This is a genomic window from Rhodopirellula sp. J20-39 (genome assembly GCF_057365095.1).
In genome coordinates this window covers 3,348,821-3,362,123 of sequence record NZ_CP195123.1, presented here as the reverse complement: position 1 = coordinate 3,362,123, position 13,303 = coordinate 3,348,821, and the positions used below count along the sequence as shown (strand labels likewise).

Genomic DNA, 13,303 nt, shown 5'->3' with positions numbered 1-13,303 from the left:
CTTCGCTCGCCCCCTCCCAGGGGGCGGGTTTCTTAATGCTCGCTCAAGCAATCAATTAGCTCCTCAAACCTCTCCCGGCGAAGCGGGGAGAGGTCGAGCAAAGCCGTTCAGGCGAATGCGAGGGTGAGGGCTCAGCACGGAATCCCACCAATACAACAACAAACCAGCAAACCGCCCTCCCCCTCACTTCGCTCGACCCCTCCCAGGGGGCGGGGTTCTTAATGCTCGCTTAAGCAATCAATTAGCTCCTCAAACCTCTCCCGGCGAAGCGGGCAGAGGTCGAGCAGAACCGTTCAGGCGAATGCGAGGGTGAGGGCCCGGCGAAGTACCAGAGACGATGCACTCCACTCAAAGAACGCCCCGCCCATACCAATCCACTTACGCCGATGCCGCGACCGGACAAAACCCCGATCTCCAGGCTCCTGACGTGACAGTGTCGCTTCCAGCGCATACGACCGCCCCGTTTCCCGGGTACATCCCGCTTGAACATTCCCCGAAGACAGCCTCGCCCCAATCGAAGCACGCAGAAACTCATAAAATTCAGCCTCCGCGACCAGCCTCCTTTGAGCCGCATCAAGCTGCCTAATTTCCTCGGCCCATCGCTCAAGCGGCGGGATCGCCAGCGTCCAAAAAGCGGGACGCGACTCAGTAGCCCGAATCCCTGTCAAGAAAACACGTTGTCCCCGGGTCCGGATCTCGACGGTCACCCGAACCGACTCCTCCCCGCCAAAGTGCTTGACATGAATCCGCGGGGCCGTGGCAAACACTCTCAAGTCCAATGCCGGTAGTCTGCCATTCTCACGCCCCTGCCCACGCGAACCGAGGCTCGAATCGCGATTCCCCACGGCCGTTCCGCCGCCAACTTGCGATGGCGCTGGCACACCAAGCCGATCCATTGGACTGGGCATCCGAGAGGGCTCGGCAGGCTTCGCCACATGGACGTAAATCGTTGTCGTTTCCAATCGCACGTGGCCAAGCACTTTTTGAATTCGCCGGATATCACAACCGTCTTCAAAGCTGTGTGTCGCGAACGAATGCCGCAAACTATGCGGGGTTGCCGTCTTCCGGACTCCCGACAACGCAACCGCCTTTTGCATCGCACGCTGAGCGGTCCGCGATGACAAATGACGTGATGCGTTCGCTCTCGATGACGATACCGATTCGCTCGGAAAGACAAACGCGTCACCCGCGACTTGGTCTTTGATAGCCGTGAACAACGCACGGTAGGTTTCCGGCAGCATGACCTGGCGATCCACGTTCCCCTTACCCTGCACAATCGAAATCACGTTGCGATCCAAATCAATCTCACGCCAACGAACACGAACCACCTCGCTGACCCGCATCCCCGTGGCATACATCAACCCCAACATCAACTTATCACGCATGGAAACAGCGGCTTCCAACAACCTCTGAACCTCTTCCTTGCTAAGCACCACCGGTTGCTTGCGGTCTCGACGTGGTGTCTCGATCCCCAACGTGATGTCAAGAAAACAAAACTTGTCGAACACCGTCCGAATCGCCGTGCAATGCACCCGCACCAATGCGAAACCCTTGTCGGACTCCACCAAATAATTCAGGTACTCCTTGACCATCTCTCGGTCCATCTCGTGCGGCAGCCTTCCGGACCAACGCAACAGTGACTCGATCGCGTTCAGGTACGGCTTGACCGTCTTGCGTTTGTAATTGCGAATCAGCAACTCACGTTTGATTAACTTCAGAAACTCCGAGCACGACGGCCGACAAGTTCGCAGGTCAACCACCGCCATCTCACTGCGATAATCACGAGAGTCAATCATCTGATTGCGAGGAGCGTCCCGCCCCGCCGCAACCCGGTACGCGGTCTGATCTCGATAACGGTGAATGGGATCACGCAAGGTCGCATCCGTACCGCTTGGCCGTTGCCCGTCTTCCATTCCAGCCTTAACAACAGGAGCAATACTTGACCCGGGACACACGATACCATTTCGCCGTGGATCTTCTGCAGCACCTCGGCCAGATGCAGGCTGCGGCATTGGATCATCGCCAATGCCATCCATTCTTTTAGTCGCACGATTGGAAACCGGCGGCACAGATCCTGTCGCCGACGCCACCTCCCCGTTAGCAACCGACCTTCTAACCTGACGCTGCTCATAGGCGGCCGAGGCAACACGGCCACGGGTGGACCAAGCCGCCTCCGCAAACAAATCGTTCGGATCCATTGGAACACCCCATCCCCACGCTTCAAACCTCGCCCCCACGCGTTACCCCATGCACGCGCATCACCAGCCAGTTCCCACGTCCTCCCGACGCAGGCACCAGTTCGAACCTAACGATTCACGAGCCGCGTTCAAGAAAATACCGTTCAAAAACGCAAAAAAAACGCAAAAACACGGCTCGTCATCTTGCCGCCCCCCCAACATCCCCGGCAAAATAACTCGTTTCCCCAAGGCGTCCCCTGCGTTTATCGCGACAGGCTGTCGCCTATACACATGTTGTCGGTCAGAGAGCGAATGAAATACGGCGTCCTGTTTTCTACGCTGTCACTTCTTCTCGCGTTCTACGCTTTCACGTACGGCAGATGGTTCGTGCTGCTGGCTTGGCCCGCGATTAGTTTCGGCTGTATTGGCCTCGCATACCTAACCCTTGGCCATCGCGTCTTTGGTAAACGTTCCGATGGAACCATGTCATTCGCTTCGATCGCGATTCTGCTCCCGTACTTGCTCTACCTCTGGGCTGTATGGCACATCATTCGACTAGTCTCCCGCGAACCCGCATACAACACATTGGTTGACGGCGTTCTCATTGGTCGCCGCCTCCTTTCTTCCGAACTTCCTGCTGATACGAAAACGGTCGTTGACCTCACTTCTGAATTCCCCGAACCTGCAACATTGCGATCTGTCTCCAACTACGTCGCCGCACCAATGCTTGACGCATCTGTGTTACCGCCGCAATCCTTGGCTGATCTGGCCTCCCGAATCGCGAGGGCCGAAACGCCCGTGTACATTCACTGTGCACAGGGCCATGGTCGTACTGGATTGGTGGCTGCGCTTGTGCTTCTCGCACGTGGCGACGCCGACAATCCCGACGCCGCGATTGAAATGATACAATCTTCACGTCCGCTGGTTGGCCTCAATGGCGCACAACGTGTTTCTCTACTGGCAGCGTCAAAACTGGTTCAGTCCAGCGCGGTCTGACCGACAACATGGTTTTTACGCTGAGGCCCTTCGGGCACACCTTGGCTCTTTGGCAACGGGCCATGGCCTTGGTACAATTTCCTGCAGTTCAGGCATCGTTCGCTTCGTTTAGGGCGGTGTCGTAAAAACCTTCCGTTGTGCGGCACGTTAGTCGGTTGCATCTGTGTTGATCTGCGTGTATCCGTGGCTGACCTCAGTGTTCTCTGGGTTCTCTGTGGCTCATGCGATCAACGGCAAGCACACGGGTCGCGCGATCCGCCCCCATTCGCTCGAGCGTCCTGCATCGCCGATGTGTGCGCGTCGTGCGACTAAACTGATTGTCAAGCTTTGCCACCGTGATCTCAATCTGCATTTTTTGCAGCTTTTCGACGTTGCGTTCCGGATCCGATTCTGTCCTTCCGGTTTGTGCTCGTCATTTCGTTGGTTTACCGGCAATCTCAGCTTAATCGCCGCACAACATGGTTTTTACGCTAGGCCTTCGGCACACCTTCCTTGGTTGGTCACGTGGGCTGGCATTGGTACAATCTCCCGTAGCTCAGGCATCGCTCGCTTCGTTCAGGGCGGTGTCGTAAAAACCTTCCGTTGTGCGGCAAAGACAATTCGTGTCGGAACATCCATATATCGTGCTGCACCCCGTTGGAAGCGTTCAACTTCAGAGCGACCTCCCGTCCTCCGTTCGCGTTAACCGTGGTGCAATCCTCTCGCGATACTGGGTTGGCCTGACATACTACCGCGCGGACGGCATCACCCTCTCGATGGTTCCGTCGGGCGACGACCTGCCGCCGGCTACGCTCACGAACCGACTCCTTTCGTTCTTCTACAATCCAACCCGCGACATGGATGTCATCTACGCCGAAGCCGGGTCATACGAACTTGCTGCCCTTAAAAACACGATTCTTGAATACGTGGGCCGTGACGACGATATCCTCACGCAATTCATGGATCATTCGCAGATTGCCTCTGCCCTCAAGCGTGCGGCCGATTTCCCGGCTGTTGTGGATGTGCTCGAACGCATGTCCGGGCGTGATTTCTAAGGCATTTGCCGCACAACATGGTTTTTACGCTAGGCCTACGGCACACCTTCGTCCTTTGGCAACGATCGCTGGCTTTGGTACAATTTCCGTAGTTCAGGCATCGTTCGCTTCGTTCAGGGCGGTGTCGTAAAAACCTTCCGTTGTCCGGCAACCAACTATGAACATTGACGACTTCCGAGAATGTGTCGTCTTCCGGATCGGCCCAGACGACCCCGCGACTCAACTCGCAGCCCTCAGCACATCGCCAACGTTTTCCTTCAAACTTGCTGGCGGCGTCGTCCTCGGTGACGCCCAAACCTCGATTGACCTTTGGAACCAGATACTGGCTCTGCCCGACGGCGAGCAAATGCGCTGTCATACACCGAAATACGGTATCCACCTCGGCATGGAACGTGGCGAGTACCGCACCGCAGCCATATGCTGGGAATGCAATAATATTTCGATCTCAAACTCTGGTGAATACGAATGGCGTACGTTCGATGGGCAATCTGATGCTGCCCAATCGCTTCTTGACCAGATCAAGGCGTACGTGACATCATCGACAGTGGACACCGAGTCGTAACGCTGTTGCCGGACAACATGGTTTTTACGCTGAGGCCCTTCGGGCACACCCTCGCTTTTTGCTCAAGCCGCGATCACTTGGTACAATCCTTGGCTATTCGACATCTTTCGGTTCCGCTCGGGACGGGTGTCGTAAAAACCTTCCGTTGTGCGGCACGTTAGTCGGTTGCATCTGTGTTGATCTGCGTGTATCCGTGGCTGACCTCAGTGTTCTCTGGGTTCTCTGTGGCTCATGCGATCAACGGCAAGCACACGGGTCGCGCGATCCGCCCCCATTCGCTCGAGCGTCCTGCATCGCCGATGTGTGCGCGTCGTGCGACTAAACTGATTGTCAAGCTTTGCCACCGTGATCTCAATCTGCATTTTTTGCAGCTTTTCGACGTTGCGTTCCGGATCCGATTCTGTCCTTCCGGTTTGTGCTCGTCATTTCGTTGGTTTACCGGCAATCTCAGCTTAATCGCCGCACAACATGGTTTTTACGCTAGGCCTTCGGCACACCTTCCTTGGTTGGTCACGTGGGCTGGCATTGGTACAATCTCCCGTAGCTCAGGCATCGCTCGCTTCGTTCAGGGCGGTGTCGTAAAAACCTTCCGTTGTGCGGCCCTACCGTAAATTGGATCGACTAACTTACAAATCGGACGACGAACGCCGCGCGTGGTGCGAACGCGTTGGCACGCACATCCCCGATCACTGCTGCCTTGACATGGCGTGGTTTGTCTCTGATCCAGTCGAATCCGATTCTCAGGGCTCCAATCCCGTCGTGATGTACATCGCGCCCCGGCGTGAATACCGCCTCCACATCAGTCTCAATGGCAACGCGTCTACCCCGATTCGATTCTGTCCTTGGTGTGCCGCGCCACTTCCTTCCGTGCTCACAGGCATTTGGTACTCAACGCTTTACGAAATGGGTTACGGTGATCCCGGTGGCGACGATGACATCCCCGCCGAATTTGAATCGGACGTCTGGTGGAAACAGCGTGGTCTCTGAGTTGCCGGGCCGCACAACATGGTTTTTACGCTAGGCCTTCGGCACACCTTCCTTGGTTGGTCACGCGGGCTGGCGTTGGTACAATCTCCCGTAGTTCAGGCATCGTTCGCTTCGTTTAGGACGGTGTCGTAAAAACCTTCCGTTGGGCGACCTACCGCGAATGCAGTTCACACTTAAACGCCTGCTCACCACCGTTGCGATCTGCGCTCTCATGCTTGCCGTTTACACCGGCGTTGCATCCGTTTTCTTCAACCGTCTTACTGTCACCAACAATTCGTCGCAAACCATTCGCACTGTGGACGTTTCCGTTTGGAATCACACCATCACAGTGCGTGACTTAGACTCTGGCTCAGCTGTGCATCGCGGCTTTCGCAGCGACAATTCCGATAGCAGTTTCTACGTCATCGCCACATTCAGCGATGGCTCTACCGTCCAAGATAGCGATGGCTACGTAACCGGCGGTTCAATCACTGGTGAACGGTGCGACATTACGGTTAGTGATGACGGAATCAACATTGAACAGCAGTACTGACCGGTCGCCCAACATGGTTTTTACGCAAGGCCGCGGCTTCGTCGTTGGAGCATCGTTTGGTTTGCCGCGATTGATCGCTTCGGTAACGTGTTATGGTTTGCCACGCCGCGGACACCGCCTCTTTGGCAACGTGGTTTCTTTTTGGTAGACTGTTTAGTGTTGCGGCGCTTTTTGGCTTCGATGAGAAGCGGTGTCGTAAAAACCTTCCGTTGTGCGGCACGTTAGTCGGTTGCATCTGTGTTGATCTGCGTGTATCCGTGGCTGACCTCAGTGTTCTCTGGGTTCTCTGTGGCTCATGCGATCAACGGCAAGCACACGGGTCGCGCGATCCGCCCCCATTCGCTCGAGCGTCCTGCATCGCCGATGTGTGCGCGTCGTGCGACTAAACTGATTGTCAAGCTTTGCCACCGTGATCTCAATCTGCATTTTTTGCAGCTTTTCGACGTTGCGTTCCGGATCCGATTCTGTCCTTCCGGTTTGTGCTCGTCATTTCGTTGGTTTACCGGCAATCTCAGCTTAATCGCCGCACAACATGGTTTTTACGCTAGGCCTTCGGCACACCTTCCTTGGTTGGTCACGTGGGCTGGCATTGGTACAATCTCCCGTAGCTCAGGCATCGCTCGCTTCGTTCAGGGCGGTGTCGTAAAAACCTTCCGTTGTGCGGCACGTTAGTCGGTTGCATCTGTGTTGATCTGCGTGTATCCGTGGCTGACCTCAGTGTTCTCTGGGTTCTCTGTGGCTCATGCGATCAACGGCAAGCACACGGGTCGCGCGATCCGCCCCCATTCGCTCGAGCGTCCTGCATCGCCGATGTGTGCGCGTCGTGCGACTAAACTGATTGTCAAGCTTTGCCACCGTGATCTCAATCTGCATTTTTTGCAGCTTTTCGACGTTGCGTTCCGGATCCGATTCTGTCCTTCCGGTTTGTGCTCGTCATTTCGTTGGTTTACCGGCAATCTCAGCTTAATCGCCGCACAACATGGTTTTTACGCTAGGCCTTCGGCACACCTTCCTTGGTTGGTCACGTGGGCTGGCATTGGTACAATCTCCCGTAGCTCAGGCATCGCTCGCTTCGTTCAGGGCGGTGTCGTAAAAACCTTCCGTTGTGCGACTCAGACCAAAGGCAGTTTCATCGCTCGTGAATTCTCGCAATCCGAATGGGACTCGTTAATCCAGCGTTTTCCCAATGGCACGACAGTCAACGGCGTTGTCGCCGCCTGCCCAGTTTATGGTGCGTGGATCACGCTCGACGATTTGCCTGACGTACCCGCACTTCTGGAGATCATTCACTTTGCGATCCGCGAAACTGATCCCGACCACCGTATTGAACACCCCGACGACTACCCCGAAATTGGCTCTCGCATATCTGCACGCATTCTCGGTTGGAGTGCTAAACCCAAGGACGTTCGCTTAACGCAACTTTCGCATCTGGACTGGATTCACTCAGAACACATCCGCAACCGTGATTCGTAGTGCACCGTCGCATAACATGGTTTTTACGCTGAGGCCTTCGGCACACCTTCTTTGGTTGGCCACATGGGCTGGCGTTGGTACAATCTCTCGTAGCTCAGGCATCTCTCGCTTCGTTTAGGGCGGTGTCGTAAAAATCTTCCGTTGTACGGCCCTCGATTTCACTGATGTCTCGCCTCGATAAACAACGCCGCAAAGAGCTGCTTCGGGAGGTCAAACGCAACGAGCTGGCGGCGGCGTTCGCAGCACTGCCTGCAACCAACACGGAACTTCGATCGCTTTTCGACATGCTGGACGTCCGGTTGCCCGTCGATGGTTGCGACCACACTCGACGGCTGACCATTGCGCACATTCGCGAGCACTCACTGCCTGAGACTGCGGTACTCAAATGGCTCGATGATAACAGCGGATTTTGCGACTGTGAGGTCCTCGCCAACTCTGAGCAGGCTTGGCTCGCGTGCAAGGACTTTGAGCCGGATAACTGATGGTCCGGGCCGTACAACATGGTTTTTACGCTAGGCCTTCGGCACACCTTCCTTGTTTGGCAACGCTCGCTGGCATTGGTACAATCTTTCGTAGTTCAGGCATCGCTCGCTTCGTTCAGGGCGGTGTCGTAAAAACCTTCCGTTGTGCGACCTCATCCAATGAGATTCTTCGTCGATTCCGTCAACGAGTCATCACTGATTCTTGGGCGCAACGAGAACACCGACATCCCCGTCGGTTCCGTCTTCACGCTGATTGGCAAGACTCGGCTGAACGACCGCACGACTTGGACATCCACTGACCTTGGCTCCGTGGCTACCGTTAGCCTAACGCTAGTTACTGTCCACTGGTATCGACGTGAAATCGACTACATTCCCGGTGGTCACACTGCCGGACTTGCTGTTAGCGGCGCGGGCATTGATTCACTCGCGGCCCAACTTGACCTGCTTGGTGACGACGAGTCCCTGTATTTGGCCGTAGCGTAGTGCAACGGTCGCACAACATGGTTTTTACGCTGAGGCCCTTCGGGCACACCTTGGCTCTTTGGCAACGGGCCATGGCCTTGGTATAATTATCGGTAGTTCAGGCATCGCTCGCTTCGTTCAGGGCGGTGTCGTAAAAACCTTCCGTTGTACGACCTAAATGTTCCGCATGTCGCGGCTTCCGTGAAACACTCGCGAGACTTCGATGCCGCCCTCGATCGCGCGAAAGAATATCACGTAGCTGCCGACGCTAAACGAACGGCATCCGTGCACGCCGAATCCCGTTCGCTCTTCGCCCACCTCTGTTTGCGTTGCGATTGTGTCGCATGTCTCACGAATTTTCAGCATCCAATTGCGAGCAGCTTCCGGCTTGTCCCGTGCGATGAAATCGACGATGCCAAAGATATCGTCGTCTGCCTCCGGTGCGTAAATGACTTTCGCCATCAAACGTTGCCGTTCTCGATTTCACTGATTCGTGCTTCCGCCCGACGGTATACGTCTTCGGCTGGGATTCCCTGTCCCGCATCAAGCTGGTCAAATCCTTTCTTGACTTCGGCACGCAGTGACTCGCGTGCCTGCAACATACGCAGGCCTTCGGCCAAAACATCGGACTCATTTAGGAATCTCTTTTCTGAGACCATCCTCTGAACGAATGGCACCAGATCGCTTGGTATTTCGGTTGTCATGGCTATCTCAATTTCGACATGACTGGCGGGTTCGCCGGTCGTACAACATGGTTTTTACGCTAAGGCCCTCCGGGCACACCTTCGACGTAGTGCAGACCTCGCTGCTATTATACAATCAAATTCGATTCAGGACATCGTCCGCTTCGTTTAGGGCGGTGTCGTAAAAACATTCCGTTGTGCGTCCAATGCCCTCTGACATCCCTGATTCAATCGTCTTTCCTTGGGTGAACCGCTCTGTGCCCACTCAGCTTCCCGACGAACCAGATGGAAACGAACATCTAGCGTTGAATCGAATGGCTAGCTGGCCCGATGAGCTTCGCGACTTGCTGGAACGTGCCTGTTTCGCAAACTTCTTGGACATGGTGTACGCGATCGACGCATCACCCCCAACGGTTCCGCCTATCAAAACGGTTTCTGACGTTTGGGATCACATGGACATTCGCGTGATCACACCCCACGGTGCAGAACACATACTCGTCTACGTCGTCCCTGAATGGGACGAGGACGAACACATGGAATGGTGCTTTCGTGGTGACAAACTGCTCTACGTTGGACAATTCCTTGGTTATTCGCCGGACGGATACGACGGCTTTGACGAATCTGCAAATCCTGACCACATTGACCGTACGATCGCAGAACACGGACACCTTTCCGATGCTTGGTAGCAGCGCGGTTGGACGCACAACATGGTTTTTACGCAAGGGCCTTCGGCACACCTTCCAACTTTGTCAACGCGGGCTGGCTTTGGTACAATTTCTCGTAGCTCAGGCATCGTCCGCTTCGTTCAGGGCGGTGTCGTAAAAACCTTCCGTTAGCGGCCACTAGCGAATTCAGATGGAAACCTGTGAACATTGCGGTGGCAACATGCAACTGGTACGAGCCGAGAACCCGGCGCTATCACGGTGCGAATCTTGCGATCGGGAACTGACCTTTCTGTGGGACCCACCGCTTCCGCCTGACCCGGATGACGACGCCGACGGATTTTTGGTGATTGACGACTTCAACGGCCGCGAAAAACAGGCCGCACTGATCATCAAGGATGCTTTGGCTTGGACTCCCTCACAATCTCTCGACTTCTTGCGCAACGACGTTCGCGAGATTTTCTGGTTGTGGAGCGATGGACTGCACCACCTTATCGACCTGCGTCAACGACTAGATGACCTTGGCGTTTCATGCCGAATCACGAGGGTCCGTGGCCGCTAACATGGTTTTTACGCAAGGCCGCGGCTTCGTCGTTGGAGCGTCGTTTGGCTTGCCACGTTTGATCGCTGCGGTGACGCTTTTCGGTTTGCCACGCCGCGGACACCGCCACTTTGGCAACGTGACTTTCCTTTGGTAAACTGTCTAGTGTTGCGACGCTTTCTGGCTTCGGTGAGAAGCGGTGTCGTAAAAACCTTCCGTTAGCCGCTCGCAGAATATGGAACATTTCCTCGTTGTCGACCTTGAAGCAACTTGTTGCGATGACAACTCGTTCCCTCGCACCGATATGGAGATCGTCGAAATTGGCGCCGTGATCGTCTGTCCGTCTACGCACCAACCCCTTGACGAGTTCCAGACCTTCATTCGTCCTGCACTCAACCCAACACTGACTGACTTTTGCCGCGAACTTACCAACATCTCGCAATCACAGGTTGATTCCGCTCCGTCGTTCGCGGATGCAATGGCCAACTTCATAGATTGGGCCAACCGTTTCGCTCCGTTCGTCTTTTGCTCTTGGGGCAACTACGACCGCACGCAATTCCAGTCCGACTGCATGCAACACGATGTCGCCTACCCGTTTGGCGGTCGCCACATCAATCTCAAGGCTGAATTTGCATCGGCCAATGGTCGTCGCAAGAAACTTGGCGTCCCTGCTGCTTTGCGTTCTGTCGGCTTGACGTTTTCCGGTTCCCATCATCGCGGCATCGACGACGCTCGCAACATCGCTTGTTTGCTGCCGTACATTTTCCCTCCCGCATCCAGCGCGGGCGGCGGCTAACATGGTTTTTACGCTAGGCCTTCGGCACACCTTCCATGTTTGGCAACGTGGGCTGGCCTTGGTACAATTTCTCGTAGTTCAAACATCGCTCGCTTCGTTCAGGGCGGTGTCGTAAAAACCTTCCGTTGTGCGACCTACCGTGAATGTTGCCCAAGCTCTTTCGCTAACCCTTGACGATGCTCCAGATCGCGAACCATCGGTTACGCTTACTGGCATCCTCGTCTGCACAACACAATTTTCGTACGTTGTGGCTGAACGCGACGACACCATTGGCGTCTTGGTCCATGCCGAACCGACGTCCCTCACGGATCGCTTGCTGCATTGTGTTCCGCCTTATGGCGGCTCTGCTATCATCTACTGCGATCCATGCAAAATCACCGGCCTGCTATGCGATTGCGTTCTCCCGATGTTCCCGCGACTGCTTCACTCAATTACTGATTTGGTGTTTGACGGCCACCGAATCATTGCGGATGACGATCGCTGGGTTGCTGACCCGCCGTTCATCGACTGATGTTGCCGGTCGCACAACATGGTTTTTACGCTAGGCCTTCGGCACACCTTCCAACTTTGTCAATGCGGGCTGACTTTGGTACAATCTCTCGCAGTTCATGCATCGTTTGCTTCGTTCAGGGCGGTGTCGTAAAAACCTTCCGTTGTACGCCCCTAGATTTCCCTGATGTCGACGCGTGATGAATCCCTCGCTGCTCTTGAATCGCTTGGCGTGGCGAACGTTTTTGCTGATTCCTACCGCTCCAAAAAACTTCCACACAACCTCGACATCCACTTTGGCCCACCTGAAGAGTTCTTCCTCGCTCCAGACACTCAAGACGTTTACACCAATGGGCGCCTGATTCCGCTACTGGATGATGGCAACTTTGGGATTGTCACTTTTCTTGATCCTGATGCGAATAACTTCGTGCAAATGGACGTCGAGGTGCCTGAGGATTCCCGTACCGTTCTTACCTCTTGGCAGCAATATCTCGCCGACGTTTTCATCGGCATCGCAGAATCTGACACTGACGACGAGGAACTGGCGGTCATTGCGCAACTGATTGGCTTTCAACACATGGATCGCACTTTGCAATTCATGGATTCCTCATCGGATTCGGGGTGGTGCGATGCTCGTGCTGAATTCATAGCCTCTCTGTAGTGGACGGGGCGTACAACATGGTTTTTACGCTAAGCCGCTTTCGCTTGGAGACTCACTCGGTGATGAACGCCGATTGCTTCGGTGACGTTTTTCTCCGCTGGAGACCGCGGCACACCCTCGCTCTTTGTTTAACTGGCGATCCTTTGGTAAGATGTTTGGCGGCACTTGCATCGTTCGCTCCGTTGGGGACGGGTGTCGTAAAAACCTTCCGTTATGTGCCCCTAGATCAATGGAACTGAACGAACACCGTTTCGCTGATCTAAGCGAAATCCAATACCGAATCTTCACTTGCGACATCAGTGACGCAACGCCAGCAACCGCAATCGTCCTCAAGTTCAGCGGCAACTACGGCGTCGGCTCGCTCGGCAATGGTGACGGCCAATACATGCGCACAATCACACTCTGTGCACTGTCGCTCTGGATGGTAGACGCGGTTGTATTCGACCTGCGGGAACTTCGTTACGAATGGGGCAACACTATCTGGGGCATGTACGGCAAGAGCATTGATCCGTCCGGTATCGAGGATATCCCATACGCAACAGTCGTTTCTGATCTTTGCCGCGACGCACTCACCAGCTGCGAGGGTATTGTCGGCCCGTTGTTCGACGACGTCGAATCGGCAATTGCAAATCTCCGGCCGCGAGCGCAAGAGTATCTCGCGAATCTTTAGTCTTCCGGCGCGTCGCCGGGGCACATAACATGGTTTTTACGCTAGGCCTGCGGCACACCTTCCCTGTTTGGCGACGTGGGCCGGCCTTGGTAGAAT

General features: G+C 55.1%; 17 protein-coding genes. 14 read left to right on the top strand and 3 right to left on the bottom strand.

Translation table 11 applies throughout. The features are described 5' to 3' along the window. Nucleotides 1-293 precede the first annotated feature (293 nt). The gene (locus ACR3ZL_RS12320) at nucleotides 294-2,198 is read right to left on the bottom strand and encodes a tyrosine-type recombinase/integrase (RefSeq protein WP_473652850.1); all 1,905 of its coding nucleotides are present in this window, start codon (nucleotides 2,196-2,198) and stop codon (nucleotides 294-296) included. Nucleotides 2,199-2,489: 291 nt separating this feature from the next. On the opposite strand from ACR3ZL_RS12320, the gene ACR3ZL_RS12315 reads away from it, so the two are divergent. The 8 genes from ACR3ZL_RS12315 to ACR3ZL_RS12280 all read left to right on the top strand — a co-directional run bounded on the left by ACR3ZL_RS12315 (nucleotide 2,490) and on the right by ACR3ZL_RS12280 (nucleotide 8,726). After that, entirely contained in the window at nucleotides 2,490-3,173 is a 684-nt protein-coding gene (locus tag ACR3ZL_RS12315) for a phosphatase domain-containing protein (RefSeq protein ID WP_473652851.1), read from the top strand. A gap of 602 nt (nucleotides 3,174-3,775) precedes the next feature. Continuing rightward, nucleotides 3,776-4,207 (top strand): hypothetical protein, encoded by a 432-nt coding sequence (locus tag ACR3ZL_RS12310; RefSeq protein ID WP_473652852.1) that lies wholly within the window; start codon nucleotides 3,776-3,778, stop codon nucleotides 4,205-4,207. Nucleotides 4,208-4,364: 157 nt separating this feature from the next. Further along, entirely contained in the window at nucleotides 4,365-4,769 is a 405-nt protein-coding gene (locus tag ACR3ZL_RS12305; protein ID WP_473652853.1) for a hypothetical protein, read from the top strand. 594 nt (nucleotides 4,770-5,363) lie between these two features. Then, on the top strand, nucleotides 5,364-5,756 hold the full coding sequence (locus ACR3ZL_RS12300) for a DUF6980 family protein (RefSeq protein WP_473652854.1): 393 nt from the start codon (nucleotides 5,364-5,366) through the stop codon (nucleotides 5,754-5,756). A 160-nt stretch (nucleotides 5,757-5,916) separates the two neighbouring features. Next, nucleotides 5,917-6,288 carry a hypothetical protein gene (locus tag ACR3ZL_RS12295; protein WP_473652855.1) on the top strand — a complete coding sequence of 124 codons (372 nt, stop codon included), beginning with the start codon at nucleotides 5,917-5,919 and terminating at the stop codon, nucleotides 6,286-6,288. A 735-nt stretch (nucleotides 6,289-7,023) separates the two neighbouring features. Next, nucleotides 7,024-7,761, top strand: a complete 738-nt coding sequence (locus ACR3ZL_RS12290) for a hypothetical protein (protein WP_486173493.1) — start codon at nucleotides 7,024-7,026, stop codon at nucleotides 7,759-7,761. A 164-nt stretch (nucleotides 7,762-7,925) separates the two neighbouring features. Next, nucleotides 7,926-8,243, top strand: coding sequence for a DUF2695 domain-containing protein (locus ACR3ZL_RS12285; RefSeq protein WP_473652857.1), 318 nt, complete (start codon nucleotides 7,926-7,928; stop codon nucleotides 8,241-8,243). Between the two features lie 159 nt (nucleotides 8,244-8,402). Continuing rightward, nucleotides 8,403-8,726, top strand: a complete 324-nt coding sequence (locus tag ACR3ZL_RS12280) for a hypothetical protein (RefSeq protein ID WP_473652858.1) — start codon at nucleotides 8,403-8,405, stop codon at nucleotides 8,724-8,726. Between the two features lie 153 nt (nucleotides 8,727-8,879). On the opposite strand, the gene ACR3ZL_RS12275 is transcribed toward ACR3ZL_RS12280, so the two are convergent. Together ACR3ZL_RS12275 and ACR3ZL_RS12270 are read right to left on the bottom strand one after the other, a co-directional pair. After that, nucleotides 8,880-9,167 (bottom strand): type II toxin-antitoxin system RelE/ParE family toxin, encoded by a 288-nt coding sequence (locus ACR3ZL_RS12275; protein WP_473652859.1) that lies wholly within the window; start codon nucleotides 9,165-9,167, stop codon nucleotides 8,880-8,882. Continuing rightward, complete coding sequence (locus ACR3ZL_RS12270; RefSeq protein ID WP_473652860.1) at nucleotides 9,167-9,409, bottom strand: ribbon-helix-helix domain-containing protein; 243 nt, start codon at nucleotides 9,407-9,409, stop codon at nucleotides 9,167-9,169. The genes ACR3ZL_RS12275 and ACR3ZL_RS12270 overlap by 1 nt, the downstream gene beginning before the upstream one ends. 185 nt (nucleotides 9,410-9,594) lie before the next feature. Between ACR3ZL_RS12270 and ACR3ZL_RS12265 the strand changes: the two genes are divergently transcribed. The 6 genes from ACR3ZL_RS12265 to ACR3ZL_RS12240 all read left to right on the top strand — a co-directional run bounded on the left by ACR3ZL_RS12265 (nucleotide 9,595) and on the right by ACR3ZL_RS12240 (nucleotide 13,207). Further along, nucleotides 9,595-10,074 carry a DUF6985 domain-containing protein gene (locus ACR3ZL_RS12265; RefSeq protein ID WP_473652861.1) on the top strand — a complete coding sequence of 160 codons (480 nt, stop codon included), beginning with the start codon at nucleotides 9,595-9,597 and terminating at the stop codon, nucleotides 10,072-10,074. A gap of 199 nt (nucleotides 10,075-10,273) precedes the next feature. Then, a complete protein-coding gene (locus ACR3ZL_RS12260; protein WP_486173492.1) occupies nucleotides 10,274-10,612 on the top strand; it encodes a hypothetical protein in 339 nt (112 codons plus the stop codon). Nucleotides 10,613-10,826: 214 nt separating this feature from the next. Next, on the top strand, nucleotides 10,827-11,387 hold the full coding sequence (locus ACR3ZL_RS12255) for a 3'-5' exonuclease (RefSeq protein ID WP_473652863.1): 561 nt from the start codon (nucleotides 10,827-10,829) through the stop codon (nucleotides 11,385-11,387). Between the two features lie 139 nt (nucleotides 11,388-11,526). Further along, complete coding sequence (locus tag ACR3ZL_RS12250; RefSeq protein WP_473652864.1) at nucleotides 11,527-11,898, top strand: hypothetical protein; 372 nt, start codon at nucleotides 11,527-11,529, stop codon at nucleotides 11,896-11,898. Between the two features lie 165 nt (nucleotides 11,899-12,063). Continuing rightward, nucleotides 12,064-12,537, top strand: a complete 474-nt coding sequence (locus ACR3ZL_RS12245; protein ID WP_473652865.1) for a hypothetical protein — start codon at nucleotides 12,064-12,066, stop codon at nucleotides 12,535-12,537. Nucleotides 12,538-12,766: 229 nt separating this feature from the next. Further along, nucleotides 12,767-13,207 carry a hypothetical protein gene (locus ACR3ZL_RS12240; protein WP_473652866.1) on the top strand — a complete coding sequence of 147 codons (441 nt, stop codon included), beginning with the start codon at nucleotides 12,767-12,769 and terminating at the stop codon, nucleotides 13,205-13,207. The last annotated feature ends 96 nt before the right edge of the window (nucleotides 13,208-13,303 follow it).

What these genes read in the sequence shown, in the direction of transcription:
- ACR3ZL_RS12260 (WP_486173492.1), top strand. Translation starts at nt 10,274, where the DNA reads ATGCAACTGGTACGAGCCGAGAACCCGGCGCTATCACGGTGCGAATCT.
- ACR3ZL_RS12245 (WP_473652865.1), top strand. Translation starts at nt 12,064, where the DNA reads ATGTCGACGCGTGATGAATCCCTCGCTGCTCTTGAATCGCTTGGCGTG.
- ACR3ZL_RS12265 (WP_473652861.1), top strand. Translation starts at nt 9,595, where the DNA reads ATGCCCTCTGACATCCCTGATTCAATCGTCTTTCCTTGGGTGAACCGC.
- ACR3ZL_RS12305 (WP_473652853.1), top strand. Translation starts at nt 4,365, where the DNA reads ATGAACATTGACGACTTCCGAGAATGTGTCGTCTTCCGGATCGGCCCA.
- ACR3ZL_RS12255 (WP_473652863.1), top strand. Translation starts at nt 10,827, where the DNA reads ATGGAACATTTCCTCGTTGTCGACCTTGAAGCAACTTGTTGCGATGAC.
- ACR3ZL_RS12270 (WP_473652860.1), bottom strand. Translation starts at nt 9,409, where the DNA reads ATGACAACCGAAATACCAAGCGATCTGGTGCCATTCGTTCAGAGGATG.
- ACR3ZL_RS12240 (WP_473652866.1), top strand. Translation starts at nt 12,767, where the DNA reads ATGGAACTGAACGAACACCGTTTCGCTGATCTAAGCGAAATCCAATAC.
- ACR3ZL_RS12285 (WP_473652857.1), top strand. Translation starts at nt 7,926, where the DNA reads ATGTCTCGCCTCGATAAACAACGCCGCAAAGAGCTGCTTCGGGAGGTC.
- ACR3ZL_RS12295 (WP_473652855.1), top strand. Translation starts at nt 5,917, where the DNA reads ATGCAGTTCACACTTAAACGCCTGCTCACCACCGTTGCGATCTGCGCT.
- ACR3ZL_RS12320 (WP_473652850.1), bottom strand. Translation starts at nt 2,198, where the DNA reads ATGGATCCGAACGATTTGTTTGCGGAGGCGGCTTGGTCCACCCGTGGC.
- ACR3ZL_RS12315 (WP_473652851.1), top strand. Translation starts at nt 2,490, where the DNA reads ATGAAATACGGCGTCCTGTTTTCTACGCTGTCACTTCTTCTCGCGTTC.
- ACR3ZL_RS12275 (WP_473652859.1), bottom strand. Translation starts at nt 9,167, where the DNA reads ATGGCGAAAGTCATTTACGCACCGGAGGCAGACGACGATATCTTTGGC.
- ACR3ZL_RS12280 (WP_473652858.1), top strand. Translation starts at nt 8,403, where the DNA reads ATGAGATTCTTCGTCGATTCCGTCAACGAGTCATCACTGATTCTTGGG.